At 50.8% G+C, this 23,515-nt stretch carries 18 protein-coding genes and 1 pseudogene; 15 read left to right on the plus strand and 4 right to left on the minus strand.

The window, feature by feature from the left end; genetic code table 11:
- Window position 1: 1 nt before the first annotated feature.
- From GA004_RS04940 to GA004_RS04950, 3 genes are all read left to right on the plus strand, one after another.
- Window positions 2–1,321 (plus strand): sialidase family protein, encoded by a 1,320-nt coding sequence (locus GA004_RS04940; protein ID WP_283396194.1) that lies wholly within the window; start codon window positions 2–4, stop codon window positions 1,319–1,321.
- An 87-nt stretch (window positions 1,322–1,408) separates the two neighbouring features.
- Window positions 1,409–2,545 carry a sialidase family protein gene (locus tag GA004_RS04945; RefSeq protein WP_283396195.1) on the plus strand — a complete coding sequence of 379 codons (1,137 nt, stop codon included), beginning with the start codon at window positions 1,409–1,411 and terminating at the stop codon, window positions 2,543–2,545.
- Window positions 2,546–2,605: 60 nt separating this feature from the next.
- Window positions 2,606–3,376 (plus strand): HpcH/HpaI aldolase family protein, encoded by a 771-nt coding sequence (locus GA004_RS04950; protein ID WP_283396196.1) that lies wholly within the window; start codon window positions 2,606–2,608, stop codon window positions 3,374–3,376.
- 114 nt (window positions 3,377–3,490) lie between these two features.
- On the opposite strand, the gene GA004_RS04955 is transcribed toward GA004_RS04950, so the two are convergent.
- Window positions 3,491–4,639, minus strand: a complete 1,149-nt coding sequence (locus tag GA004_RS04955; protein ID WP_283396197.1) for a sialidase family protein — start codon at window positions 4,637–4,639, stop codon at window positions 3,491–3,493.
- Between the two features lie 418 nt (window positions 4,640–5,057).
- On the opposite strand from GA004_RS04955, the gene GA004_RS04960 reads away from it, so the two are divergent.
- The 4 genes and pseudogenes from GA004_RS04960 (at window position 5,058) to GA004_RS04975 (ending at window position 9,176) form a co-directional block, all read left to right on the plus strand.
- Window positions 5,058–5,315 (plus strand): hypothetical protein, encoded by a 258-nt coding sequence (locus GA004_RS04960; RefSeq protein WP_283396198.1) that lies wholly within the window; start codon window positions 5,058–5,060, stop codon window positions 5,313–5,315.
- 197 nt (window positions 5,316–5,512) lie between these two features.
- Window positions 5,513–6,922 carry a sulfatase gene (locus GA004_RS04965; protein ID WP_283396199.1) on the plus strand — a complete coding sequence of 470 codons (1,410 nt, stop codon included), beginning with the start codon at window positions 5,513–5,515 and terminating at the stop codon, window positions 6,920–6,922.
- Window positions 6,923–6,968: 46 nt separating this feature from the next.
- Window positions 6,969–7,334 (plus strand): annotated as a pseudogene (locus tag GA004_RS04970) (iduronate-2-sulfatase); the annotation flags it as partial.
- Between the two features lie 390 nt (window positions 7,335–7,724).
- The gene (locus tag GA004_RS04975; protein ID WP_283396201.1) at window positions 7,725–9,176 is read left to right on the plus strand and encodes a sulfatase; all 1,452 of its coding nucleotides are present in this window, start codon (window positions 7,725–7,727) and stop codon (window positions 9,174–9,176) included.
- Between the two features lie 70 nt (window positions 9,177–9,246).
- Here GA004_RS04975 and GA004_RS04980 read toward each other — a convergent pair whose 3' ends face one another.
- A complete protein-coding gene (locus tag GA004_RS04980) occupies window positions 9,247–10,398 on the minus strand; it encodes a serine hydrolase domain-containing protein (RefSeq protein ID WP_283396202.1) in 1,152 nt (383 codons plus the stop codon).
- 209 nt (window positions 10,399–10,607) lie between these two features.
- On the opposite strand from GA004_RS04980, the gene GA004_RS04985 reads away from it, so the two are divergent.
- Entirely contained in the window at window positions 10,608–11,969 is a 1,362-nt protein-coding gene (locus tag GA004_RS04985; RefSeq protein WP_283396203.1) for an MFS transporter, read from the plus strand.
- Between the two features lie 38 nt (window positions 11,970–12,007).
- On the opposite strand, the gene GA004_RS04990 is transcribed toward GA004_RS04985, so the two are convergent.
- Window positions 12,008–12,139, minus strand: coding sequence for a hypothetical protein (locus GA004_RS04990; RefSeq protein ID WP_283396204.1), 132 nt, complete (start codon window positions 12,137–12,139; stop codon window positions 12,008–12,010).
- Window positions 12,140–12,257: 118 nt separating this feature from the next.
- Here GA004_RS04990 and GA004_RS04995 point away from each other — a divergent pair, with 118 nt between their 5' ends.
- Window positions 12,258–13,757, plus strand: coding sequence for a protein adenylyltransferase SelO (locus GA004_RS04995; RefSeq protein WP_283396205.1), 1,500 nt, complete (start codon window positions 12,258–12,260; stop codon window positions 13,755–13,757).
- A 694-nt stretch (window positions 13,758–14,451) separates the two neighbouring features.
- A complete protein-coding gene (locus GA004_RS05000; RefSeq protein ID WP_283396206.1) occupies window positions 14,452–16,464 on the plus strand; it encodes a sulfatase-like hydrolase/transferase in 2,013 nt (670 codons plus the stop codon).
- Window positions 16,465–16,546: 82 nt separating this feature from the next.
- On the opposite strand, the gene GA004_RS05005 is transcribed toward GA004_RS05000, so the two are convergent.
- On the minus strand, window positions 16,547–17,908 hold the full coding sequence (locus tag GA004_RS05005; protein WP_283396207.1) for an outer membrane protein assembly factor BamB family protein: 1,362 nt from the start codon (window positions 17,906–17,908) through the stop codon (window positions 16,547–16,549).
- Window positions 17,909–18,070: 162 nt separating this feature from the next.
- Between GA004_RS05005 and purT the strand changes: the two genes are divergently transcribed.
- The 5 genes from purT to GA004_RS05030 all read left to right on the plus strand — a co-directional run bounded on the left by purT (window position 18,071) and on the right by GA004_RS05030 (window position 23,493).
- The gene (gene purT, locus GA004_RS05010; RefSeq protein WP_283396208.1) at window positions 18,071–19,255 is read left to right on the plus strand and encodes a formate-dependent phosphoribosylglycinamide formyltransferase; all 1,185 of its coding nucleotides are present in this window, start codon (window positions 18,071–18,073) and stop codon (window positions 19,253–19,255) included.
- A gap of 379 nt (window positions 19,256–19,634) precedes the next feature.
- On the plus strand, window positions 19,635–20,105 hold the full coding sequence (locus tag GA004_RS05015; protein WP_283396209.1) for a (2Fe-2S)-binding protein: 471 nt from the start codon (window positions 19,635–19,637) through the stop codon (window positions 20,103–20,105).
- Window positions 20,102–22,399, plus strand: coding sequence for a xanthine dehydrogenase family protein molybdopterin-binding subunit (locus tag GA004_RS05020; RefSeq protein WP_283396210.1), 2,298 nt, complete (start codon window positions 20,102–20,104; stop codon window positions 22,397–22,399). The genes GA004_RS05015 and GA004_RS05020 overlap by 4 nt, the downstream gene beginning before the upstream one ends.
- A 377-nt stretch (window positions 22,400–22,776) precedes the next feature.
- The gene (locus GA004_RS05025; protein ID WP_283396964.1) at window positions 22,777–23,085 is read left to right on the plus strand and encodes a TfoX/Sxy family protein; all 309 of its coding nucleotides are present in this window, start codon (window positions 22,777–22,779) and stop codon (window positions 23,083–23,085) included.
- 27 nt (window positions 23,086–23,112) lie between these two features.
- Complete coding sequence (locus GA004_RS05030; protein ID WP_283396211.1) at window positions 23,113–23,493, plus strand: hypothetical protein; 381 nt, start codon at window positions 23,113–23,115, stop codon at window positions 23,491–23,493.
- Window positions 23,494–23,515 lie beyond the last annotated feature (22 nt).

A 23,515-nucleotide genomic window follows, 5' to 3' on the forward strand; every position in this document is an offset into this window, starting at 1 on the left:
CATGAGCCATAAAACGTTGATAACGATATACTGCCTTTTGGTCTTCTTGGGGTCCGCTCACATGAAGGAAAGCCCGAATACCATTGCCGAATCCATTGTAATTCAAGATCGCGATTTTAAAACGGACGCACTTCCAAGGTCGTTAAAATTGGACCGTGAGCTAGGAATCGTTTTAGCTCCCTACTTAGAGGCCGAGATCATCCACCGAGCTCGTGATGCTAAGCGAGGCTTATATGAAATTCGAGGTACCGTTACGCCAAAAGGAGATTATCTGGTGATGTTTCCAGACGGCGGACATTATGGCGGTGCCGGTAAGCGCGGGGAAGGCAAGGTCAATGACATGCTGGCTTACCGATCTAGCAACAAAGGAAAAACGTGGGAGGGCCCAACGGTTGCCTTTGATATCGATTACAACCAACACGGTTTCATCCCGTTTATCCCAAAGGGTTCCGAACGTATCTATGCCTTCGGTACACAGCCGATTTGGGATATGTACGAACCTGAGACGCACGGATTGTCGGAAAACGCGCCCATTGGATATCGCTACTCCGACGATGATGGCCATACTTGGTCGGAAGTGAGAATCATTCGTCCTAAAAATGATCCTGAGTTTCGCGGTATGTCGGTTATGCGCATGACGGAAACAGATTCGGGTGCCTGGCTTCTTGGATCTCACGAGGCCGATTGGTCCTACAAGCCAATAATGACGCGACAGTATTTGTTGCGGAGCGAGGACCAAGGACAGACCTGGGAACTGCTGCCAGGTCAACGCCATGGGGGTTGGTATGCCAAAGGATTCAATCGCATGGATGAAGGCCGCCCTATCAACCTAGGAAACGGTAATATCTTTTTCATGACGCGAACGGCGACGGGATATCTTTGGGGTTCATGGAGTGAGGATGATGGCAAATCGTGGACCTATCCAAAACCTACTCCTTTAGTGCATCCCGATGCACCGCCTATGCTTTTCACGTTGTCCGACGGCAAAACGCTCATCGCTTTCCATCACAATAGGAGCAAGATCCAAACCGCTGACCTTGCTGGCAACCGATCTCAGCATTACGACCGCTCCGAAATCTGGTTCGCTACTTCTGGGGACGGAGGTCGTAATTGGAGCGAACCGCAATTCGTGTTCGCGACAGCTCTCGAGCCCTTTTTCGACAATATCTGGCGAGACTACAACACGTCCTATATAGATGCGTTTATCGATGATGGCGTCATCAATATCTTCTGTCCCCATCGCTGGGAAAGGGTAGTTTTCCTGCAACTCCGGGAAGTAGATTTGGATAAATTCCCCACAAGGAAAGCATTCTTAGACTGATTGGTTTACCTGCTGGGTACCGTTGAATACACTCACATTCATATATAACTTAGAAGAATTCTGGAAACTATTCTATAGATGAGCTCAATGCATAAATTTATTCTTATCTTCACAAAGATACTCTTCGCACAATTAGCTTTCGGAACGCTACTTTGGGGAGTAGAAAATACAATAGAGACCCAAGTCCTCTTTCGAAAGGCGGTGGATGGATACAATAACATCCGCATTCCCGCTATTTGCGAAACCAAAGACGGAACCCTTTTAGCCTTCGCCGAAGGTCGCGAGGCTGGCGATAAAGGCGACATCGATCTCATAATGCGTCGCTCGTTAGATGGCGGTAAAACGTGGAGCGGAATCGAAGTGATTTGGGACGACAAGGATAACACCTGTGGAAATCCATGTCCGGTTGTAGATTTGGATACAGGTACTATCTGGCTATTACTAACATGGAATCTAGGAAGCGATAGCGAAAATGCCATCATGACCGGGAAGAGCGAGCATCCCCGTTCACCGTGGGTCACCTACTCGAACGATGATGGCAAAACCTGGGCCAAGCCAAAAGAGCTTCCGCACCTTCGCAAGAAAGATTGGCGCTGGTATGCAACTGGTCCTGGCAACGGCATTCAACTGACGCGAGGTCCCCACAAAGGTCGCCTGGTCATTCCCGCGAATCATTCCGATCGGATCACTGCTGAGAGAGATTCGAAAACCTATCGCTCGCACATCATTTACTCCGACGATCACGGCGATAGCTGGGGCCTCGGTGCGATCCAGGAACCACTTACAAACGAGTCTACCGTGGTCGAGCTCGCCGATGGCTTAGTGATGCAAAACATGCGCTCTTATCACGGGAAAGGGAATCGGGCGGTGGCCGTAAGCGAGGACGGCGGGATAAGTTTCGCTCCGGTTTATTTGGATGACGGACTTCAATCACCCGTTTGCCAGGCGAATATCCTTCGGTTCAGCTGGCCCGAAAAAAATCGCAGTCGCATTCTCTTTTCCAGTCCTACCGGCGACAAGCGCGAGGGTATTACGGCTCGCTTAAGTTACGACGAAGGAAAAACCTGGCCAGTCAGCAAAATGATACATGAAGGTCCCGGAGCCTACTCGAATATGGTCGGTCTCACCGATGGCAATGTTGGACTGTTGGTCGAAGTTGGAGAGTCTAGCCCCTATGAATCGATAAGATTTATCACGTTTGACATCAATTGGCTAGAACATTGAGTTTTAATCTCGGGAAGGTGCGATTAAGAATACGTTCTAATACTGATTTGAATTACCCATATGAAACAGAGTCGAGTTAAGGAAATTTGGAAGAAGGGAGGAGTCGCCATAGGCACTCTTGTCAAGTCTACGGACCCTGTGCACACGGAAGTACTGAGCCAATCTGGGCTGGATTTTCTTTGGTACGATTTAGAGCACGCTGACAAAAGCGTTGAAACCTTCGCTAGCCTCGCCCGGGCATCTCGGGTTGGCGACGTAGATGTACTCGCTCGCACAGGACGCTGGGAATACATGCGAATGGGTCGCCTTCTTGAAGCTGGGGCCCTCGGCATAATGTATCCGCGATGTGAGTCCGCGGACGAAGCTCGTGAGGTTGTTCGTTGGTCGAAATTCTATCCGGTGGGTGAACGCGGATTTGACGGGGGAAGCCCCGATAATAATTACGGTCAGTATCAAGCCGAAGACTATACGAATAGAGCGAACGAAGACACCTGGGTTACCACGCAAATCGAATCGCCCAAGGCACTGGCAAACGTCTCGGAAATCGCCTCAGTCGCGGGAGTAGACTGCGTTTTCTTTGGTCCTGGTGACTATTCGGCTCTCATAGGAAGACCTGGTGATGTCAAAGGAGACGAGACGCTCGAAGCGGCTCGAATAATCGCTGAAAAAACGATCGCCGAAGGAAAAGTATTTGGGACGCTCGCCTTCGATATGGACCACGCCAAACACATGAAAGACCTCGGAGCCCAGTTGATTGTTCATAGTGCCGATATTGTATTTTATAAAAAGGCATACGAAGAGTTGGTGGCCGCCTATCGCGATTGGGCTTGATCCAACCAATGGTTAGCAGCTGAGGAAGTGCTGATAAATCTTGGACTCAGAGCTTGACGAAGCGATCTGCAGTGCCTTCATCCGCTGCGAGCTGAAACTACCGAAGTATGCTTATTATTTTTTCAACCTTCCGAATCGGATAGCCGTGCGGCGTTTGTCGGGGCTATTGGAACTGTCCCAGACAGCGAGCCACTCTCCCGGCGTATCTTCGACCAGAGTGGGGTAACTGTTTCGGTTGTCGTTGAAATAGAAGGTCTTTTCCTTCGACCAATTGCCGCCGGGCTTCAGGGTCTTGTAGTAGAGACCTCTTCGATCGACTCTGTTGCTGTAAACGTAAATGTGATTTCCGTTGATGTCTTTTCCAAAAAAGGCTTTGGAGCGATGATTCGGCAGGTCGGGTTCCGCTTGAGATGTCGACCATGTAGTTCCTCCATCCTTACTGATTGATGAATAGGCAAGAGGCGGGTTCAAAGGTCGCTCGCGGTCCATTGTGGCGGTTCTCATGACCATTTTCAGAATGTTGGGATCGTCTGTCTGGGCGATTTTACCTTCGTGCAGAAAAACCGGGTCATCCCTAGCGTAAGGAACATAACCCGCAAGATTCCAGTGCACGAGGCTGGTACTTTCCAGAACGAATTGTCTGCGATCGCCATGGAGATCATGGCGCTGCGAATTGCGATGGGCGGGGAGAAGGTAGTGATTGACTCCATTTTTTTTCACCGTCTCGATGCCTGCGACGATTATCAAAGAACCTTGGTAACCCATGGCTAGTTCGACGTGGTGCCAGGAGTAACCGCCGTCTGCGGTATAAGCAGCCACCAGATCCGCGTTCTCGCTATCGCGGTAGTGCATAGGCGCTCGCATCGCATAAAGCCAAATGACATCCTGGCCGGGCGGACGGAAAAGGACCGCATTGTTGTAGGCGTATTGCACGCTGCCGTTACGTTCTTGGTGATCGAATATCATAATCCTAGGGCTCCAGGTCTTCCCTTTGTCCAAGCTTATGGACGCGACCATGTCTCCCATATCTACTTTTCCCCGAACCTGAAGTCCGTAAGCGCAGATGTAGTGATCGTCAGACCACTTGGCGAAATGCGGTTCCCAGATTTTGTTGAAAGGGCCCGAGGGATCCAACTCATCGATCGTTACAACGTCACTCAGATCTCCTTCGTATTGAGTCGAAGCTCCTTGGACGGTGCAAAGCGCGATTGAAAGAGACGCAATGGTCTTTATTGAGTATCGAATGTTGGATTTGAGGAACATTTTGATGTAATTTGAGTGTGTAAATTACTGACTTGGCGAGTTCTGACTCTTAAAGCTATCTTAGGCATGATGAAGGAGGGTTGTCTTATCAAATTTAGATTGGCGGTACGGTAACCAGACCAAAGGAGAGTGTTCTTGCCTGATAAGCTCCGTGATTCTGCTTGCACAGTCAGCGAAGCATCATCCAGGGCTACTTTGTTTCCATCAGTTTCTTAGACCATTGATTGGGGATCGTTTTGAATGCCCTCATCAAGCGTCTATGCCGACAACACAATCGTCGTCTTATTGAGCGATCACGGATTTTACCTCGGGGAGAAACAACACTGGGCCAAGCGCCAAGGACACAGCTAAACTGATCAAATGGCTCGATGGCATTTATCCCGCTCAGACTCCGGAAGAGAATCGCGACCTTTCCGCCATGGCAGCGTTCTTGAACGCTCCCTTTGCCGTCGAACGCGGCATGAAGCTCTTTACCAACACTTCCGGACAGAGAGAGCAGATCGGCTATGCCCTCAATCTTCGCCATCTCAAGGACGGCTGGACTCCCGAGCTACGCGAGACCTACTCCAAGTGGTTTGTGCTATCCGGCAACTACAAGGGTGGCACCCGCCTAGCCAATTGCCTGGCCGAAATCAAGAAGCATGCTACGGAATCTACGAATCGGCCAGAGACTTAATCGACAGTGCGTTGCTCACCATCGAGTTCGAGGAATAGAGAGGCTAGTCGCTCGATCGTTTGGACTTGTCTACATGATTAGATCTGTATGCGTTTTCTCGTATGAGATAGCTCTGAAATAAATGGAGCCTTGGGGAAATTTCCTCTGAAATAGGCCTCTTCAAACGAACGTCCCCAAATCATTGAAATAAGACTCCCGTGAATATTCGCAGTCTACTAGTCATTTCACTCGCAAGTATCCTCGTTGTTGGATCGCAGGCTCAGGATTCGAGTCCTCCCAATGTCCTAATGATCAGCATTGACGATCTCAACGACTGGACAGGTTTCCTCTTCGGCCACCCGCAAGTGCTCACGCCTCATATGGACAAACTCGCCAAGCAGGGACGCGTTTTCGCCAACGCCCATTGCGCCATTCCGGTATGTTCTTCCTCGCGTGTCAGCGTGATGTCGGGAGTGGCGGCTACTACGCACGGCAGCTATGAGCTCGGACCCGCCTACGAGGAGCTGCCGGCCCTGACCGATGTGCCCACGATTCAACGTCACTTTAAAGATAACGGCTACTATACTCTGGTGGGGGGCAAAGTGCTGCACCACGATTTCGGCAATCGATTGGCGGGCGATGTTGATCGCTCGCTCGGCCGAAATAAAGGGGGCAGGCCGAAAGAGATGATGAATATTCCCGCCGGTTGGAGTAAAGCGTGGGATTGGGGAGAGTATCCGGAAAACGATGTCGAGATGGGTGATTTTCAATTGGCGGAAAAAGCGGCCGCTGCTCTGCACGAAAAATTCGACAAGCCTTTCTTCATGTCGGTGGGGTTCTTTCGCCCGCACGTGCCGCTTTACGCCCCCCCCCAATGGTTCGATCTATACGATGTCGAACGGATCGCGCTTCCCGATAATCCGGTTTTGGACCTCGATGATCTTCCGAAGAATTTTCTTAGCATCAATGACTATGCGGTGGCCCCGAAGCACGTCGAAGTGCTCGAGCATCGGAAGCAGCGAAGCATGACGCAGGCCTATTTGGCATCCATCAGTTTCGTCGACCATTGCGTAGGCATGGTTTTGGATGCTCTCGAATCCAGTTCGTATGCCGATAACACTATCGTCGTCCTATGGAGCGATCACGGGTTTCACCTCGGGGAGAAACAACACTGGGCCAAGCGCACGCTTTGGGAGGAGTCCACGCGCGTGCCGTTGCTCTTCGCTGGACCGGGCATCGACTCAGGATTGGCGACTAAGGAACCCGCTAGTCTGATCGATATTTACCCAACCCTCGTCGAACTGTGCCAGCTTTCCGAAAATCCCCATCTCGAAGGCGTCTCGCTTGTCCCTCAGCTGGATAACCCCGAAACGCCGAGAGAGCAGCCAGCGATTACTTCATCCTATTTCGGCAATCACTCCATCCGCACGCGCGACTGGCGGCTGATCGTTTACGAGGATGGAGCCCAGGAACTCTACGATCATCGAAACGATCAAGACGAATTCCACAATCTAGCTGCCGACCCTGCTCACCAAGAGACTATCGAACAGCTTTCGCAGTGGCTGCCGCAAAACGCTACGCCAGAGTTTAGGAAAGTCTCCGAACGAGCCATGGCCCGCGCGAACTGAATAACTAGGGCGGCCAAGCCTCGCATCGGGAAGACTGCTCCGCTCAGCGCTGCGGGAATGGGCAGCTAATCCTTTGTCCCAAGGTGTGAGAGAGACCTTTTTTGGGCCCCTCATCGAAAAAGTGGAAGGACGCATCATCGAACAGCAAAAAGAAAAATGGGATCGTGAACTTTTCGAAAATGATCTGATGGGATATGCGATGCGCACGGATCGTTATCGTCTTGTATTATGGAAGGACTATACGAAGCCGAACGAAAAGCCGTTATTTGTTGAGCTGTACGATCACAAGAAGGACTCGGATGAAACGCACAATATCGCGAAATTGAGACCTGCGATCGTCCGCCGACTGATAGCCCAGTTCAACAGAGGTTGGGAAGGGGCCCTACCTAAGTATGAAGGCTTACTGGAGTAAATACTGAATTTTTACGCCGCCTAATCAGGCAGGCCGCAACACGAAGAGCGGGTGAGTTGCGAGCAATGATAACGAAGCCAGGCTGAATTGGCTGATAAAATCTCTACGTGGTATTGTGTTCATGCTATTCGTCCCGTTGGGTGTTTGAGAGGGTATCGTTTGAAACTTGTTTTTTCCAATAGTGTCTCAAGTTGGACGCTAGGATTCGATGCCTTTGTGGGTTAACCGTTGACCCAGGCTAAGGATTAACCCTTTTGGCATCTGGTATTAGGGATCCTATGGCAGGGTAGAAGCTCTGTCAGGCGAGAAAGGTGAAAGAACGTTGAAATTTAATTTAACCGGAAATAGCTTGATGCCCACTCTTTAAAGAAGCCCCCAATTCCCTAAATTATGCCTATTCGATTCATTAGTCTAGTCGCCTTTGTCCTCTCATTTGTAATAACGAGCGAATCGTTTTTGAAGGCGCAGTCGCCGAATATCGTGCTCGTCTTGACGGATGACCAAGGCTGGGGGGCGACTTCGGTATTGATGGATGAAGACGTACCTGAATCGAAAAGCGATTTCATCAAAACCCCCTATCTCGAAAAGCTAGCGAATCGTGGAGTCATATTTTCGCAAGGCTATGCCCCGCATCCGAATTGCTCGCCGTCTCGCTATTCGATCCTGACCGGGAAAAGCCCCGCATTGCTTCAGATGTCAGATATAGTCGACCGGCACAAGGGCCCCTTCTTTGAGGGAAACCGGATTACGCCACCACCGCATGTGAATGATATTGCGGATGAGGAGATCACAATAGCAGAGTGGATAAAGCATCATCGTTCCGAATACGCTGCGGCCCATTTTGGAAAGTGGCATATCAACGGGGGCGGTCCGGAGAGGCATGGATTTGACGCCAGCTCGGGAGCTACGGGAAATCGGGAAGGCAAAAGTGAAGACCCGGACCCGAAGCGTATTTTCTCGATCACTGAAAGCGGCAATGATTGGATGGAAAAACAGGTGCAATCGGGCAGGCCGTTTTACTTACAACTTTCGCACTACGCCACGCACTTGGCGGTCTTCTCAAAGAAATCGACTATAGGCGAAACAGAAGCGAGAACGCCCGGAGAACGTCATAATCAGGCAGGCCACGCTGCCATGAGTCAAGATTTGGATACAGGGTTGGGGATGACTTTGTCTAAAATTAAGGAGCTTGGAATTGGGGACAACACCTACGTCATCTATCTTGGCGATAATGGAAGTTATCCCATCCCAAATCCTAGCAACACGAATGGACCTCTCCATGGCTGGAAAGCGACTTTGTGGGAAGGCGGGATTCGGGTTCCATTCATTGTTGCGGGTCCAGGGATTTTACCGGGAAGAAGCCGGGAGCCAGTGGTGGGTTACGATTTATTTCCGACGATTGCAGATTGGTTGGAAATCGGATCCGTGCCTGCAGATCAAGAAGGGGGTAGCTTGGCGAATATCCTTTCAGGGCAGTCCAATGCGAAGGTGAAGCGAGCTAATCCGTTTCTCGTTTTTCACTTTCCACACTACCAGTTGCAAAAAGGTGGTCAGCCTTCCACGACGCTGCATCAAGAAGACTTCAAATTGGTCAAATTTTGGGAGACTGGCGACTATCACCTCTACAATTTGAAAGAGGATCTATCCGAGACAATAAACCTGTCAAAAATAGATACTAATCGAACGGTGCGAATGAGCCAATTGTTGGAGGATTACCTCAAATCGATCCGGGCTGGTATTCCAACAGCAAATACACAGTTCGATCCCCAGAAGGATCCGGGAAAGAAATGGGCTGACATTAAGGCGCGGCTGGTGGAGGATCCTTATTTTATCGTTCCGTAAGGAGGGTAGCGGGCGATCTCCGAGCACCCACAATCTATTCAATCCAATATGGGCAGTCGGAGATTGCCCGCTACCTTGTGATATTCGGAACGGATTCGAAATCGAAATCCACAAGGGCCTCCGCAGAGAGGGTGCCGATCTGGCGGCGCAATTCCCGTACGTCACCAGTTCCATCGGGGTGTATCCGATTGGTCATGAAAATCACGATAGTCTGGGAGAAGGGATCAATCCAAATACTCGGTCCGGCGAACCCCGTATGACCGAAGCCTCCAATAGGGAAAACCTCCCCCCTCTGACCCGAGTAACTCGAGTCGATATCCCAGCCGAGTCCCCTGAGAGAGGGCACACTCTCGGGAGACTGAATGGAAGTCATCAACTCAACGTTTTCTGGCTGCAAAAGGCGAACGCCCTCCAGGTTTCCCTTATTAAGGATCATACGAGCGAATTTCGCCAGGTCAGGAGCCGTCGTAAATATCCCTGCATGTCCGTGAACGCCCCCGGTTTTCCGACAAATGGGATTGTTGGCGATTCCTCGGAGCATTTCACCACCTACCCACTTGGTCGGAGCGATTCGCTCTCGCAATTTCGGCGACGGGAGGTATCCCGTGTCACTCATTCCCAATGGTTTAAAGATTTCCTTGCGCGTAAATTCTTCCAGCGGCATGCCTGAAATCTGTTCAATGATCTCGCCCAGAATAATGTAGTTGATATCGCTGTAGATAAACTGGGTTCCTGGCGGGTGTTGTGCTTTCTCCTCTTTGGCAAGGGCGATAGCGGTTTCGTATCCATTCCACTCTTCTTGGATGCCGTTTACTTCGACGGTATGATCAATTCCTGGACGTAGGCCGGATGTATGTGTTAGAAGGTGACGAATAGTGATGGATTCTTTCCCGCCGTTGTCGAAGTCCTCAAGGTACTGCTTGACCTGTGCATCCAATTCGATTTCCCCACGTTCCATTAATAGTAAGATCGCGGGAGCGGTTGCCATTACCTTAGTCAGGGATGCCGAATCATAAAGGGTATCGATCGAAGCGAAAGCGATCTGGGGTTGGAGAGCGGCGTAGCCGTAAGCCTTGGTATAGACTCCTCCCTTGTGCTCTAACCAGAAAACGCCACCAGGAGTTTTGCCCTGTCGAACCGCTTTCTCGATCGCTCGGTCTATTTTCTGCAGCTTGCTGGTTAAAAGGGGTCCCGTTGGCTCGGGTTCGCAAGAAATGAGCACGGGCAGGAGGCAGAGAAGGAAGAGTGAAAGCCTTTGCCTATAAACGAAGGAGGTCCTCGATTGTCGAGAGCGGTTCTGCGAGAATCTTATCATGGGAAAAGCTGTAAGGGGCGTTTTGGTCGGCGTAAAGATCGTCTTTCTTCTTAGGCGTTGCCAAGTGCGGGATTAAACCTAATTATTCGAACTCGTCTCGTATCCCCTATGTCGCTATGAGCTCCTCGTCAGAATCTTCTCAACGCGAAATTATCGGCAGCCCGAGCCCGACAAATGTTCACAAGCTGATCTTCGTCATGGCGTCGGTCACGTCACTGATGCTTTACTTGCACCGTTACACATGGGCAGTTATCCGACCCGAACTCGCTCGTGAGTATGGATATACGAATACAGAGCTAGAACAGATTTTCACGTTTTTCAATATTACTTATGCGCTGGGTCAAATTCCGAGTGGTGTGGTGTGTGACTACTTTGGAGCAAGGTTTTTTCTAAGTTCGCTTATTGGGGGATGGTCGCTGAGTTTAGTATTATTTGCCTTAGGAGGCTCGTTTCTGACCTTTTGTATCGCACGGCTTATTTTTGGCGCCGCGCAAGCAGGAGCGTATCCTAGTTTGAATAGTGTATCCCGGAACTGGTTTCCACCTTCCAACCGGACGACCATGCAAGGGTTTGTGGCGAGTTTCGCGGGAAGAGCAGGTGGGGCTCTCGCTCCGATCATAATGGCGACCGTGCTAATGAGCTACTTCGGTTTTCATTGGAAGGTGGCGCTCATGATAATGGCGGGAGCGGGGATTTTCTTAGCGCTGGTCTTTTTTGCTCTTTACCGGAATAGCCCGGAAGATGACAAGCGGGTGAACGAAGCTGAGAGAAAGCTTTTTAGAGGGGAGAACCTAGCCCAAAAAACTCAATCGAAAGTCCTGAGTTTTAAGGAGGCATTGAAGCATCGAACATTGCAGATAATGGTCTTCGCCCAAGTATCGAATGCGGGAGCGGACATTATTTATACTTCGGTCCTCGGTAGCTATTTCCTTTCGAAGGGAATATCAATCGCAGAGATGGGAATCTACGCGAGTTTTCCGCTCTTTGGCGGAGCCGTGGGAGGTTTTGTGGGAGGCTATCTAAATGATTATTGCATTCGTCTCACTGGGAGTCGAAAGAATGCGAGGCGAATAATGGGCTCCTCGGGAAAAATCATCGCAACGATATGCCTTTTCTTTGCGATTTCACAGACCAACGTCCTTGCTCTGGCGATTGGTTTGTTCGTTGTTAAGTTTTTCAGCGATTGGTCTCAGCCAACGGTATGGGGTACGTGTACCGATATTGGGGGGCGGCACTCAGGGACGGTCTTCAGCATTGTGAATATGTCAGGAAATATGGGCGCGGTTCTTGTGCCGGTACTGCTCTTGGGGCCCTTGTTGGATGGGTTTGCCACTACGCAGGTGGTTGATGGTGTTTCAGAGGTCGTGACCAACTATTTCCCCATGTTTATTGTGGTTGCGGTCATGTATGTGATAACGGCGTTTTGCTGGATGACGGTGGATCCCTCTAGGCCAATCGATCAGGGTCAAGAGAGCTGAAGGTGTCGCGAAGGAGTGAGGTCCTTGCCCCACCTTATCTACCATTCCGCGACAGATCCATCTCCATGGTGCCAGTCTCGATCGTTTCGCATGAAGCTTTCTTTGTTGGCCTCGATGACCGCGTCTTCGTCAATCTCTATACCTAAACCAGGCAATTGGGGCAGATCCAAATAGCCTTCCGTAATCTTGAAAACGTCCAGATTGGGAAGTAATAGTTTTGGATGCGAGTTGTAGCTGTGCTACCATTACAAGCCGCTGGTACTTGATTTAGCGAATGAGTGTTTTTATATGGACGCAGTCATTGGGTATCTCCTTCATGCCAATCTCCTGACCGTAAAAGTGAGCATCAACTTCGACAACACCTATGCGCGTTTACCCGAGCGATTCTATGCTAGGCTTGCTCCGGCGAGCCTTAGGGTGCCAAAATTAATTCGAGTCAACCGAGGACTCGCGGAGAGCTTATCCATTTCTAGGGATTGGCTGGAGTCTGAGGAAGGAGTTGCGATGCTCTCGGGCAATCAAGCTCCTGAAGGGGCAGAACCGATTGCCCAAGCCTATGCGGGACACCAGTTTGGCGGTTTCGTACCGCAGCTCGGTGACGGCCGAGCCCTATTGCTCGGTGAGATCGTCGATACCAAAGGGGATCGTTTTGATCTGCAGCTGAAGGGCTCGGGGCGTACGCCTTTTTCCCGCCAAGGAGATGGAAAATCTGCCTTGGGACCGGTGATTCGGGAGTACATCGTCAGCGAAGCGATGGCGGCACTGGGTGTTCCGACAACGCGGGCTTTGGCAGCGGTTGCTTCGGGCGAGAATGTTTTGCGAGCGGAGGGCTCTTTGCCGGGTGGCGTTTTTACTCGGATTGCAGCGAGTCATATTCGCGTCGGTACGTTTCAGTACTACTACGCTCGCAATGACCTTGAGGGGACCCGACTGCTGGCCGATTACGTGATCGCCAGGCATTATCCTGAAGCAGCCGATTCGTCGAATCCCTATAGCGCCCTGATAGGTTCGGTTGCGAAGGCTCAAGCGGATTTGATCGCCCAGTGGATGTCGCTTGGCTTTATTCACGGAGTAATGAACACGGACAATATGGCGGTGTCAGGCGAAACGATCGACTACGGTCCCTGTGCATTTATGGACGCCTTTCATCCGCAATGCGTTTTTAGTTCGATCGATAGAGGTGCCCGTTACGCTTGGGGAAACCAGCCTGATATTGGATTATGGAATCTGACTCGATTTGCGGAGACCTTGTTGCCTCTGCTATCGGAGAATACAAAGGAGGCGAAGAGCTTGGCTGAGAGCGCTCTCTCTCAATTTTCAGATCGATTCGCGGACCAGTACATCGGCGGTTTTCGGACAAAATTAGGGCTTCCTTCATCTGCGCCGGTAACCCTCATTCAAGATAGCCTCGATCTTCTTGCGTCCGAGAAGATTGACTTCACGCTTTTCTTTCGGCGACTCACGCAAGTAGCCGGTGGGGATTCACACCAAGATCTCAGCGTGCTCTTTCCCGAAGAAGAGGTCTTTGAGAAGTGGTTTAGCAATTGGCGGAAGGAAGCGGATCCGGGTAACCGCTATTCGGAAATGAGGTTGGCCAATCCTATACTTATCCCGCGAAATCATCGTATTGAGCAAGCGATTCAGGCAGCCTACCGCGGAGACTATTCTCTCTTCCATCGGCTTGTCGATGCTTTGGCCAATCCATTTGATGAGCAGACTGAGTATGAAGATCTCGAATCACCACCGCTACCGGAAGAGGTTGTTCACGAGACGTTTTGTGGCACGTGATGCAACGCGGCATAAGATAGAGTCTAGTGGGTTGATTTCCTTTATGGACTTTGGCTGTGGGTCGGGTCGGTCTAACCGTCGCAGCCATGGCGAGGTCGGGATGACTTGCCATATTGGGGTGAATGTCGCCTCAGCCCTTCGACTTTGCTCAGGATCTCCGACGAGACGACCTACGTTACGAATTGTAAGACAGGTCGCTGACCTATCGATGGAGAGGGTTTTCGCCTTTGCGAGACGACCTACAATATAATAATCAGTGGAAAATGGAACCATACGGAGGATTAATTGAGACCTTTCTGACGCTTTCTAAGATAGAGAAGTCGTTGGAATAAGGTGTCGTTGATACTTTGATACAGCGATTCGAGAAGATATCTCGAGATATACGAAAGCGTACTTGTGGGCCCTCCAGAATCCTTATATCTCCGGTTGCATATCGGACATGGTAACGCCGGAGATAGTTATCGAGAATACGTCGGCGGCGGGATTAAAGGTCGGCATACAGCAAATATAGAAGATCTGTTCGAGAGGGAAATCCGATGTTTCGCAGGAGAGTAAGGGAATACGGGTTGCGAGAGGTCTTGATGGTAACGGCATACAAGCGACCTGAAGAGGGGCGATAGGCCTCATTAAGATCTCATTTGTCTCGCGTCCTGATAGCGGTTATCCATAACTACGGTTTCTGTTATCTCATTCTATGCGAACGTTGTTTCTTCTATTTCTTTTATCTGCATTCGGCTCGATCGGTTTCTCCGATACAAGGCCCAATATCGTCTTTATCATCGTTGATGACCTCAACGATATGCCGCTACAACCGAGTGGGAAGCCGCTGGTGCCGACGCCAAATATTGATCGGCTCAAAGCTCAAGGCGTTACATTCACTAATGCCCATACGAATGACCCGCTATGCGCCCCGTCGCGGGCGAGTATGCTTTTCGGCCTCTATCCGCAGACGACGAGTCTTTACTGGTTTGAAAACTGGCAAGATAACGGAATCTACAAGGAGAGCGTTTCGCTGCACGACAATCTCCGAAAGGGCGGGTATGGGGTCTATGGCACGGGTAAGGTCTACCACGGAAACCAGAATGGTTTGTTTGACGAATTTGGCCACTATGGCGACGTAGGCCCATGGCCATGGGATGGCCAGTCCGAGAATTTCCGACTTCCGCACCCGCAGCAGCTCTTCTTGTACGAAGGCGAGGATGCGGACGTGGACTACAAGTGGGAACACGTGTTTGGACCGCTTTCCGACATACCCGACTGGCCAGCCGATCCGGCCAATGGTATTCCTGGATACAAGGGATGGCGACTTTTCGGGAAGCCCTACAGGTATGTAAACAGTGATGATCGGGATCCATTGGCGGATGAGCTCGGGGCCGCTTGGTCAGCCGAGGTAATCAAACGGCAGCATGATAAGCCCTTCGCCCTTTTTACAGGCCTTATTCGAACCCACACGCCGCTATACGCGCCCCAAAACTACTTTGACCGCTTTCCGTTGGAATCCATTGAATTGCCTGTAGTCGATCCGAACGATTTGGATGATGTATCGATTGCACTGGGGAATGAATCGCTGTATGGGTTTCGTCGCTACAAAATGCTCGTTCGCCACGAAGGGAAGGACCTGTTTCGCAAGTGGCTTCAGGCCTACATGGCCTGTGTGTCGTTTGTTGATGACCAGGTGGGAACGATCCTTGATGCGGTCGAGGACAGCCCGGAACGCGATAATACCATTATATTCTTCACGAGTGATCATGGATTTCATGTGGGCGAGAAAAACTTCCTTTACAAGGGCAGTCTTTGGGAGCCGTCTACTCGCATTCCGCTCATTGTTGCCGGGGTCGAAGGATCGGCAGTGGGCGCTACTTGTGACCATCCGGTTTCATTGATCGACATTTACCCCACCTTTAATGAATTACTCGAATTAAATCGTAACCCAAATTCTGATACAAATGGATACGAACTAGAGGGACATAGCCTATTGCCTTTGATTCGAGATCCTGAGAATGGAGAATGGTCTGGACCTGATGTGGCCATTACTACGATTCCGGGAAAAAACCATATGCAGCATCGGATCTACGAAGGAACGCTGTATCCGCATTTTTCCGTTCGAGGAAAGCGCTGGCGTTACTCTTTGGCATCCAACGGCGGAGAAGAACTTTACGATCACGATAAGGATCCTTTCGAGTGGCGTAATCTTGCGAACAATCCGGAATACGCCTTTGTGAAGGCAGGCCTGAAAACGCAGCTCATCGAGTTGCGAGATGGGTTCAGCTGGAATGATTTGGAGGATATGAGGAGCTGGACTTCTGCAAAAGGGGTTAAGGTACATGGAGGTGAAATTCGAATGTCTGGTGGAGGTTCGGCTATGCTTGCCACGAAAGACTCATTTGAGAATTTCGAATTCGAGGCGGATATGAAAGTGGAACCCAAGACACGGATGAAAATTCGTTATAGAAAAGAGCCGGGCAGCGTTGTGTATTCCCCCATTTTGGCGTCCGATGAAGCGAAGTACAGCTGCTTTCATGTGGGCGAATGGAATCGCTACCGAATCCGGGTGCACGATAGTCGCCATCAACTATGGATTAACAATCGGTTCGTAAGTGACGACGTTCGCGATGCAACGAGCGAGTCCGGACCATTGATTATCGAGGCGATGGGGACGCGGTCGTCCGATGTCCGTATACGAAATCCAAGGATACGTAAACTATAGATCGATTTCGAGTCGTTCCCACATCAACGGGTATTCGGAAATTGGTACTATGGTCAAGAGGTCGATCTTTCCTCCCTCGGATTCAATCCGCTGCAATGCAGTACATCCGGGCAGAAGTACGAATTAATAGGCGATTACCTGCAATAGCCGGGGTCGCCATGCCCATGTCATCTTCGGCAAGTTGATTTACGTGGAGCAATTCGGGAGACTTTCCCGCTTTGTAAACGAAGGTTTCGCTGTTCTCGTTCAAGTAGAACACCTTCCCATTGTAGGCCCACGGAGAAGCGGTAAATCCGGCTTTATTGCCAGGAATTCTCTCACGTTCGAAATGAAAGGCCCCGGTCTTGGGATCCATGCTGGAGAGCATGCCGCGGTCGAGGAGAACGTAGAGCTGATCTTCGTACAAAAGCGTGCTCGGATTGTACGGGGCGGCCCTCCAGTCGCACCAGACAATATAGTCATTGGATCGAAGGGTTTCATCAATGGAGATATCGCCCGTGGCTCCTGGACGAATGGCGTAAATCGGTTTGTGGCGACTGCCCACGTAGCCCGAGCTTACGTATAGGAGTCCGTCATGGGAGTAGGGCGTTGCAATCGTAATGCTCGACATGCCTTTGAACGACCACAGTTCGTTTCCGTCTAGATCATAAGAGGTCACTTTGTTTGTAGCGGGAACGATAATTTCAGTGCGCAGATCGTTCTCCCAAACATAGGGCGTGGACCAATTGCTTTCGGGTTCTCTTTCCACCTTCCAGGTCTCTTCGCCTGAATTTTTGTCCAGCGCCTTGAGCCAAGACTCCTCGTCATTGTCATTGAGGAGATAGAGGCGGTTTCCGTGCAGAATGGGTGATGCCGCTGTTCCCCATCCATGCCGAGTTTGGCGAGGTTCAAACCGCTTTGACCACAGGGGTTTTCCGTCTAGGTCGAATGCAAAGACTCCCACGTTGCCAAAATAGAAATATACGTTCTTGCCGTCAGTGGTGGGCGTTTCCGAGGCGTAGCTGTTTTTCAAGTGAATCGAAGTTTCGGGATTGGCCTCGTGGACAGTCCGTTCCCACAGAATCACGCCATCCTTCAGATCAAGGCAGTAGACTTTCCAGGTGTGAATCGTTTGCGGGATGTCAAGACGGTTGCCCCCAAGGTAGAGACCTTTCTTGGGATCCTCAGACTCGCTGGAATTGATCACCGTACTAACGAATACTTTGTTTCCCCAAACGACGGGGGAAGACCAGCCTCTTCCGGGAAGATCGACTTTCCAGGCGATATTCTGGTTGGCTGACCAATGTTCGGGTAATGAATCTCCGGTCCCTATTCCTCTTGCTCCCTCGCCTCGAAACTGGTGCCAGTTTGAATGGGAGTTGTCGATCGCATTCAGGCTAGTGAGGCTGAAAACGAATGCTGCAAAGACTGTCAAAAGGGTAGAATAAGGAAGGCGTCTCATCATTGCTTATAGGTTGATGGAAGGGGCGTGGAAGTGCGAGCTTGAACTTCTTGAGGAAGCAGATCTGACATTCACGTGCGGATTGTTTCCCCTTCCATCAATAAATTTGAGCCGACCAGAAAAGTTTAGATTGATCCTTAACCGGTGGCTGACTTCACTGCGAGGATGACATTAATAGGTACCCCATTTACATCCACTGCAAAAAAAGCACTGCTCTGTGGTTCCGGCGAATTAGGGAAAGAGGTCGTGATCGAATTGCAGCGCTATGGGGTAGAGGCCATCGCTCTGGACGCTTATGCCGATGCCCCTGCGATGCAGGTGGCAGATCGGTCCCATGTGGTATCGATGCTCGATGGAGCGGCACTCCGAGCGATTATCGAACAGGAGAAGCCCGATCTCGTGATCCCGGAGGTAGAGGCGATCGCCACGGATACCCTTGCGGAGCTGGAAGCGGAAGGATTGGCTACGATTATCCCGACTGCGCGCGCGACTCAGTTGACCATGAACCGAGAAGGCATTCGCCGGTTGGCCGCGGAGGAATTGGGACTCGCAACATCGCCGTACCGTTTCGCGGATACGTACGAAGATTATTGCGAGGCGATTTCTGAAATTGGAATGCCATGCGTGATCAAGCCAATCATGAGTTCCTCGGGAAAGGGACAGAGTGTGGTCAAGTCGGATGCCGACAGGGAAACTTCCTGGAATTATGCCCAAGAAGGGGGCCGTGCGGGAAAGGGGCAAGTAATCATAGAAGGCTTTGTGGACTTTGACTATGAGATTACGCTTTTGACGGTGAGGCATGTCGATGGGACCAGCTTTTGCGATCCAATTGGGCATATTCAGGTCGATGGTGACTATCGTGAATCTTGGCAGCCACAACCCATGAGCGATGCCGCGCTGGAGAACGCAAAACAAATTGCGGGAGCGGTTACAGCTAGTCTCGGTGGTTTTGGCCTCTTTGGCGTCGAGCTTTTCGTGAAGGGCGATTTGGTGTATTTCAGTGAAGTGTCTCCGCGTCCGCATGATACTGGTATGGTGACAATGATATCCCAGGACCTTCCCCAGTTCTCCTTGCATGCAAGGGCGATTCTCGGTTTGCCAATACCTTCTATCCGGCAGTTCGGACCGAGTGCGTCGGCAGTCGTACTGGTTGAGGGAAACTCTGACAAAGTTTCTTTTGGTAATCTCAATGAGGCCTTGAGTGTGCCGGATACGCAATTGCGGCTCTTTGGTAAGCCAAAGGTTGCGGGTAAGCGCCGCATGGGAGTGGCCCTCGCCCTTGGAGCGGATATTGAAGAAGCCAGAGAGAAGGCCCGAAAGGCGTCTTCTTCGGTATCAATCGAGCTCTGAGAGGCTCTATTATTGCGTTGTTCGCACCAATAGTGCGTCGGCATTATAGTCCAGATCCACCAGACAAAAAGGTACCGAGCCACATTAGCCCGTAAAAGGCGGGTTTCATATTGGGTAAGACAAAAACGTCAGCAACGCGAGCACGGACGAAGTAATGACGGAAGCTACGACTGATTTTCGAATTTTCCGCTTTCTTTCTTCTGGTTCCATTGTGTGGATGGCGTTTATCGACCTCAAACCAGTCTCTCCGCAATTCTAATTCACGATTTGACCGGTTTGAGGTTGCGGTTTTAGCAGCGCTTATTAGGGATATTAAGATTACCCTGTATTCGTATATGCGATACCCGGTGCCGCGTAACCTCAGAAAAGAAACTTCATCATGACAACAATCCATCTTAACGGACAAGACCGCGAGGTCGATGCCCCTGACGACATGCCCTTGCTTTGGGCGATTCGAGATGTGCTCGGATTTACGGGAACGAAATTTGGCTGTGGTATGGGTTTATGCGGTGCATGCACGATGCATATGGATGGAGCGCCCATTCGATCCTGTGTGACGCCGATCAGCGCTGCAGCGGGGAAGAAGATAACGACGATAGAAGCCCTCGGGAGACAAAAGGTGGGAAAGGCGGTGCAGGAAGCCTGGGTTAAGGTGGGAGTGCCGCAGTGCGGGTACTGCCAGTGTGGTCAAGTGATGAGCGCGACGGCTCTGCTATCCAGCAATCCCTCTCCCAATGAAGAAGAGATCGAGACATCGATGGCCGGAAACATATGTCGGTGTGGTACCTACAATCGAATAAAGACTGCGATACATACCGCATCCGAGAGCCTGAAAGGAGGTGCCAAATGAGTCCGATGTTTAGCGACTTTTCGATAGTGAATCATGGAATTGACCGACGTGGCTTCATAAAGAGCGTCGGCGCAACGGGGGCCTTGCTGTTTACGGCGAATTGGACGTGGGCCCAGGATAAACCGGCCAAAAAGTACGGTGGTGAGGGAATGCCCGGAGGTACAAAAAGCGACCCCAAGCTCTTTGTGGCGATTAATTACGATGGAACGATAGATATTACGGTCACGCGATCTGAGATGGGGCAAGGGATCCGGTCGAGTTTAGCATTGGTCGTAGCGGAGGAAATGGAAGCGGACTGGAATCGCTGCCGTGTCGTGCAGGCCGTTGGAGACGAGGCAAAATATGGAAACCAAAATACGGATGGATCGCGCAGTATGCGCCACTGGTATGCACCGATGCGCCAGTGCGGCGCTACTGTCAGGGCGATCATAGAAGCGGCTGCTGCCGCTGGTTGGGGCGTTCCCATTCGGGAAGTCAGAGCTTCGAAGCATAGCGTAATCCATGCTCTGAGCCGACGGAAGGCTGACTTTGCCGAATTGGTAGGAGTGGTCGCCTCATTCGAATCTCCAGATCCGATTTCGATTCGGTATAAAAGCCCCAGAACCTATCGCTATATTGGTAAAGAGCATACGCATAGCGCGGATGCAGCGAGCATGGTTTCCGGAACGGCCATTTATGGAGGTGATACCCGGTCCGCAGGAATGGTCTATGCCGTAGTTGCGCGGCCTCCCGTTTTGGGAAGCACGGTTGAGGCATTCGACGGCTCTGAGGCCCTCAAGGTCAAAGGAGTGCTGAAGGTGATGCCGATTGAAGGAGCCGCCGTTCCTTCTGGGTTCAAGCCAATTGGAGGTATTGCCGTGGTGGCAGAGAATACGTGGGCCGCGATTAAGGGGAGGGAAGCGCTCAAGGTGGATTGGAGTTCAAGCCCACACGATTCTTATGAATCCGAAGCCTATCGCCAGAGCTTGGAAGAAGCTTCCAGAAAACCAGGGAAACTAGTCCGGTTGGTGGGTGATGTCGAAGCGGCCTTCTCTAAAGCGAAAAAGACGCATGCAGCGACTTACTACCTGCCGCATATCGCTCACGCTCCGATGGAGCCGCCTGTGTCGACCGCTCTACTGAGAAACAACTTTCTGGAGATTTGGGCGCCAACGCAGGCACCGCAAGCGGCAAGAACAGAAGCTGCTGAGCGTGCAGGGATGCCTCTCGAAAAGACGCGTATCAATGTAACGCTACTAGGGGGAGGATTCGGGAGGAAGTCCAAGGCAGACTTTATCAATGAGGCGGTTGAAATCGCGAAAGCCTTTCCGGGACGAGCGGCTAGGGTGCAATGGACGCGCGAGGATGATATTCGTCATGACTATTTTCATACGGTATCAGGAGAGCATTTGGAAGCTAGTTTGGATCGGAGAGGCAAAGTGAGCGGCTGGCTTCATCGATCCGTGGCGCCAACCATAGCGTCCCTATTCGATCCGGATCCCAAGCACCAGCAAGCATTCGAAACCAATATGGGTCATAGTAATATCCCATTCGCGATACCCAATGTTCGCATCGAGAATCCGGAGGTCGCCGCCCACACCCGAATCGGCTGGTTTCGATCGGTTTCTAATATACCTCATGGATTTGCGGTTCAGAGTTTTATTGCTGAACTCGCGGAAGAGGCTGGTAGGGACCCTCTCCGGTTTTATCTGGATCTGTTAGGCGATGATCGTGAAATTAATCCGGACGAGTTGAAAGACGGATGGAATCATGGTGAAGATCCGAAAAAGTATCCGGTTGATACGGGGCGTCTGAAAAATGTCCTTAACGTCGCGACGAAGGAAGCCGGTTGGGGTAAGCGCCTCCCAAAGGGTAGGGGTATGGGCTTTGCCGTTCACTACAGTTTTGTTTCCTATGTCGCCGCCGTGCTGGAGGTCGAGGTGGAGAAGGACGGTAATCTAATCGTGCATAAAGCGACCATGGCGATCGACTGCGGACCTCGGATTAACCCTGATCGCATACGGTCCCAGATGGAAGGTTCCTGCGTAATGGGTATCGGTTTGGCGACTACTGGAGAAATCAGTTTCGAAAATGGACGCGCGAAGCAGAGCAATTTCCATGATTATCAAGTTCCGCGGATCTCGTTAGCGCCAAAGTCGATATCCGTCCATCTCGTTGATCCGGAAAAGAAAGTAGAACTAGGAGGAGTGGGCGAACCCGGCGTTCCGCCCATTGCTCCGGCACTCTGCAATGCGATCTATGCCGCGACAGGCAAACGCATACGCCGCCTGCCGATTGGCGATCAGTTGGCGTAAGGGCATCGACCGTGAGCTTCAATAGGTAGGAGCGGTTTTACACCGCGATGCACGATTTTCAAATCGTAGCGTTTAGCCGCTCCTGCATTGAGAATTCGTGTATTCATATAAATAGGAAAAGCTCCGGCACATGACGTGCCGAAGCCTGTGTTTCTCCCCCCAATGCTTCCCTAAAACTTGGCGTTGGATCCTGTCGCTTGTATGAATGCCATAAAGGTAGATCCTGTTATTGTAATTATAGTATAGATTATCATGTAACCCCCTCTAAATTGTGATTGTAACTTCCTACGAGCAGTTGGTTAATTCGCGGTTGAGCTTTATTCGCTCAGGAACTGTATTAGCTGGCTTTGGCCTATGACGAAGCTCTAGAAAGGCGTTTGCGTTCTATCTTTTCGGATCGGAAGGATGTCGAGGTGAAGAAGATGTTTGTAGGTCTCTGCTTCATGATTTCGAAACACATGTACTGTGGCTTCGTTGGGGACACGCTGATGGTTCGAGTGGGACCTGAGCAGTACGCTAAGTGTTTGGCCGAAAAGTATGCACGGGAGATTGATTTTACCGGAAAGGCCCTCAAGGGAATGGTTTATGTAACGGTGGAGGGAGTTGCAAAAGATGCGGATCTTCAAAAATGGGTTGATCGTTGCACGAAATTCATTTCGTCTTTGGATCCAAGAGGTTCAGATTGAGATTCTCCATAATTAACTTTCATTTTCATGCTTAAATCTCCACAAGATGTACTCGCTGCGTGGCTCGATGGTGTAAATGCCGGTGAAGCAGACCGGGTGTTAGCACTTTATGCTCAAGGGAGCGTACTCGTTCCCACTTTTTCCGAAAAGATCCTGAATGATAGGGTCGGAATTGAGGCATATTTTCTTGGTCTGTCGAAGCGTGGTGTTTCGAAGGTAACCTTAAAAGAGGAGACTCTGAATGTCTTGGAGCTTGCTAACGGTGTTTTCGCTTTGGCTGGTTTGTATGATTGGAGATTTCAGGATGGAGAACTGGTGGAGGCTCGGTTTACCTACACAGTGAACATTCACAAAGCCTCACCCATCACGCATCACCATTCCTCTGTCCTCCCTAGGTCCCATAGCTAACAGCGGTCTACTTTATTGACTG

Origin of the sequence: Candidatus Pelagisphaera phototrophica (genome assembly GCF_014529625.1) — a bacterium.
GTDB classification, from domain to species: Bacteria; Verrucomicrobiota; Verrucomicrobiia; order Opitutales; family Opitutaceae; genus Pelagisphaera; species Pelagisphaera phototrophica.

Coding starts and splice junctions, on each gene's coding strand:
- GA004_RS04940 (WP_283396194.1), top strand. CDS start 2: ATGAGCCATAAAACGTTGATAACGATATACTGCCTTTTGGTCTTCTTG.
- GA004_RS04945 (WP_283396195.1), top strand. CDS start 1,409: ATGCATAAATTTATTCTTATCTTCACAAAGATACTCTTCGCACAATTA.
- GA004_RS04950 (WP_283396196.1), top strand. CDS start 2,606: ATGAAACAGAGTCGAGTTAAGGAAATTTGGAAGAAGGGAGGAGTCGCC.
- GA004_RS04955 (WP_283396197.1), bottom strand. CDS start 4,639: ATGTTCCTCAAATCCAACATTCGATACTCAATAAAGACCATTGCGTCT.
- GA004_RS04960 (WP_283396198.1), top strand. CDS start 5,058: ATGGCAGCGTTCTTGAACGCTCCCTTTGCCGTCGAACGCGGCATGAAG.
- GA004_RS04975 (WP_283396201.1), top strand. CDS start 7,725: ATGCCTATTCGATTCATTAGTCTAGTCGCCTTTGTCCTCTCATTTGTA.
- GA004_RS04985 (WP_283396203.1), top strand. CDS start 10,608: ATGAGCTCCTCGTCAGAATCTTCTCAACGCGAAATTATCGGCAGCCCG.
- GA004_RS04995 (WP_283396205.1), top strand. CDS start 12,258: ATGGACGCAGTCATTGGGTATCTCCTTCATGCCAATCTCCTGACCGTA.
- GA004_RS05000 (WP_283396206.1), top strand. CDS start 14,452: ATGCGAACGTTGTTTCTTCTATTTCTTTTATCTGCATTCGGCTCGATC.
- GA004_RS05005 (WP_283396207.1), bottom strand. CDS start 17,908: ATGATGAGACGCCTTCCTTATTCTACCCTTTTGACAGTCTTTGCAGCA.
- purT (WP_283396208.1), top strand. CDS start 18,071: ATGACATTAATAGGTACCCCATTTACATCCACTGCAAAAAAAGCACTG.
- GA004_RS05015 (WP_283396209.1), top strand. CDS start 19,635: ATGACAACAATCCATCTTAACGGACAAGACCGCGAGGTCGATGCCCCT.
- GA004_RS05020 (WP_283396210.1), top strand. CDS start 20,102: ATGAGTCCGATGTTTAGCGACTTTTCGATAGTGAATCATGGAATTGAC.
- GA004_RS05030 (WP_283396211.1), top strand. CDS start 23,113: ATGCTTAAATCTCCACAAGATGTACTCGCTGCGTGGCTCGATGGTGTA.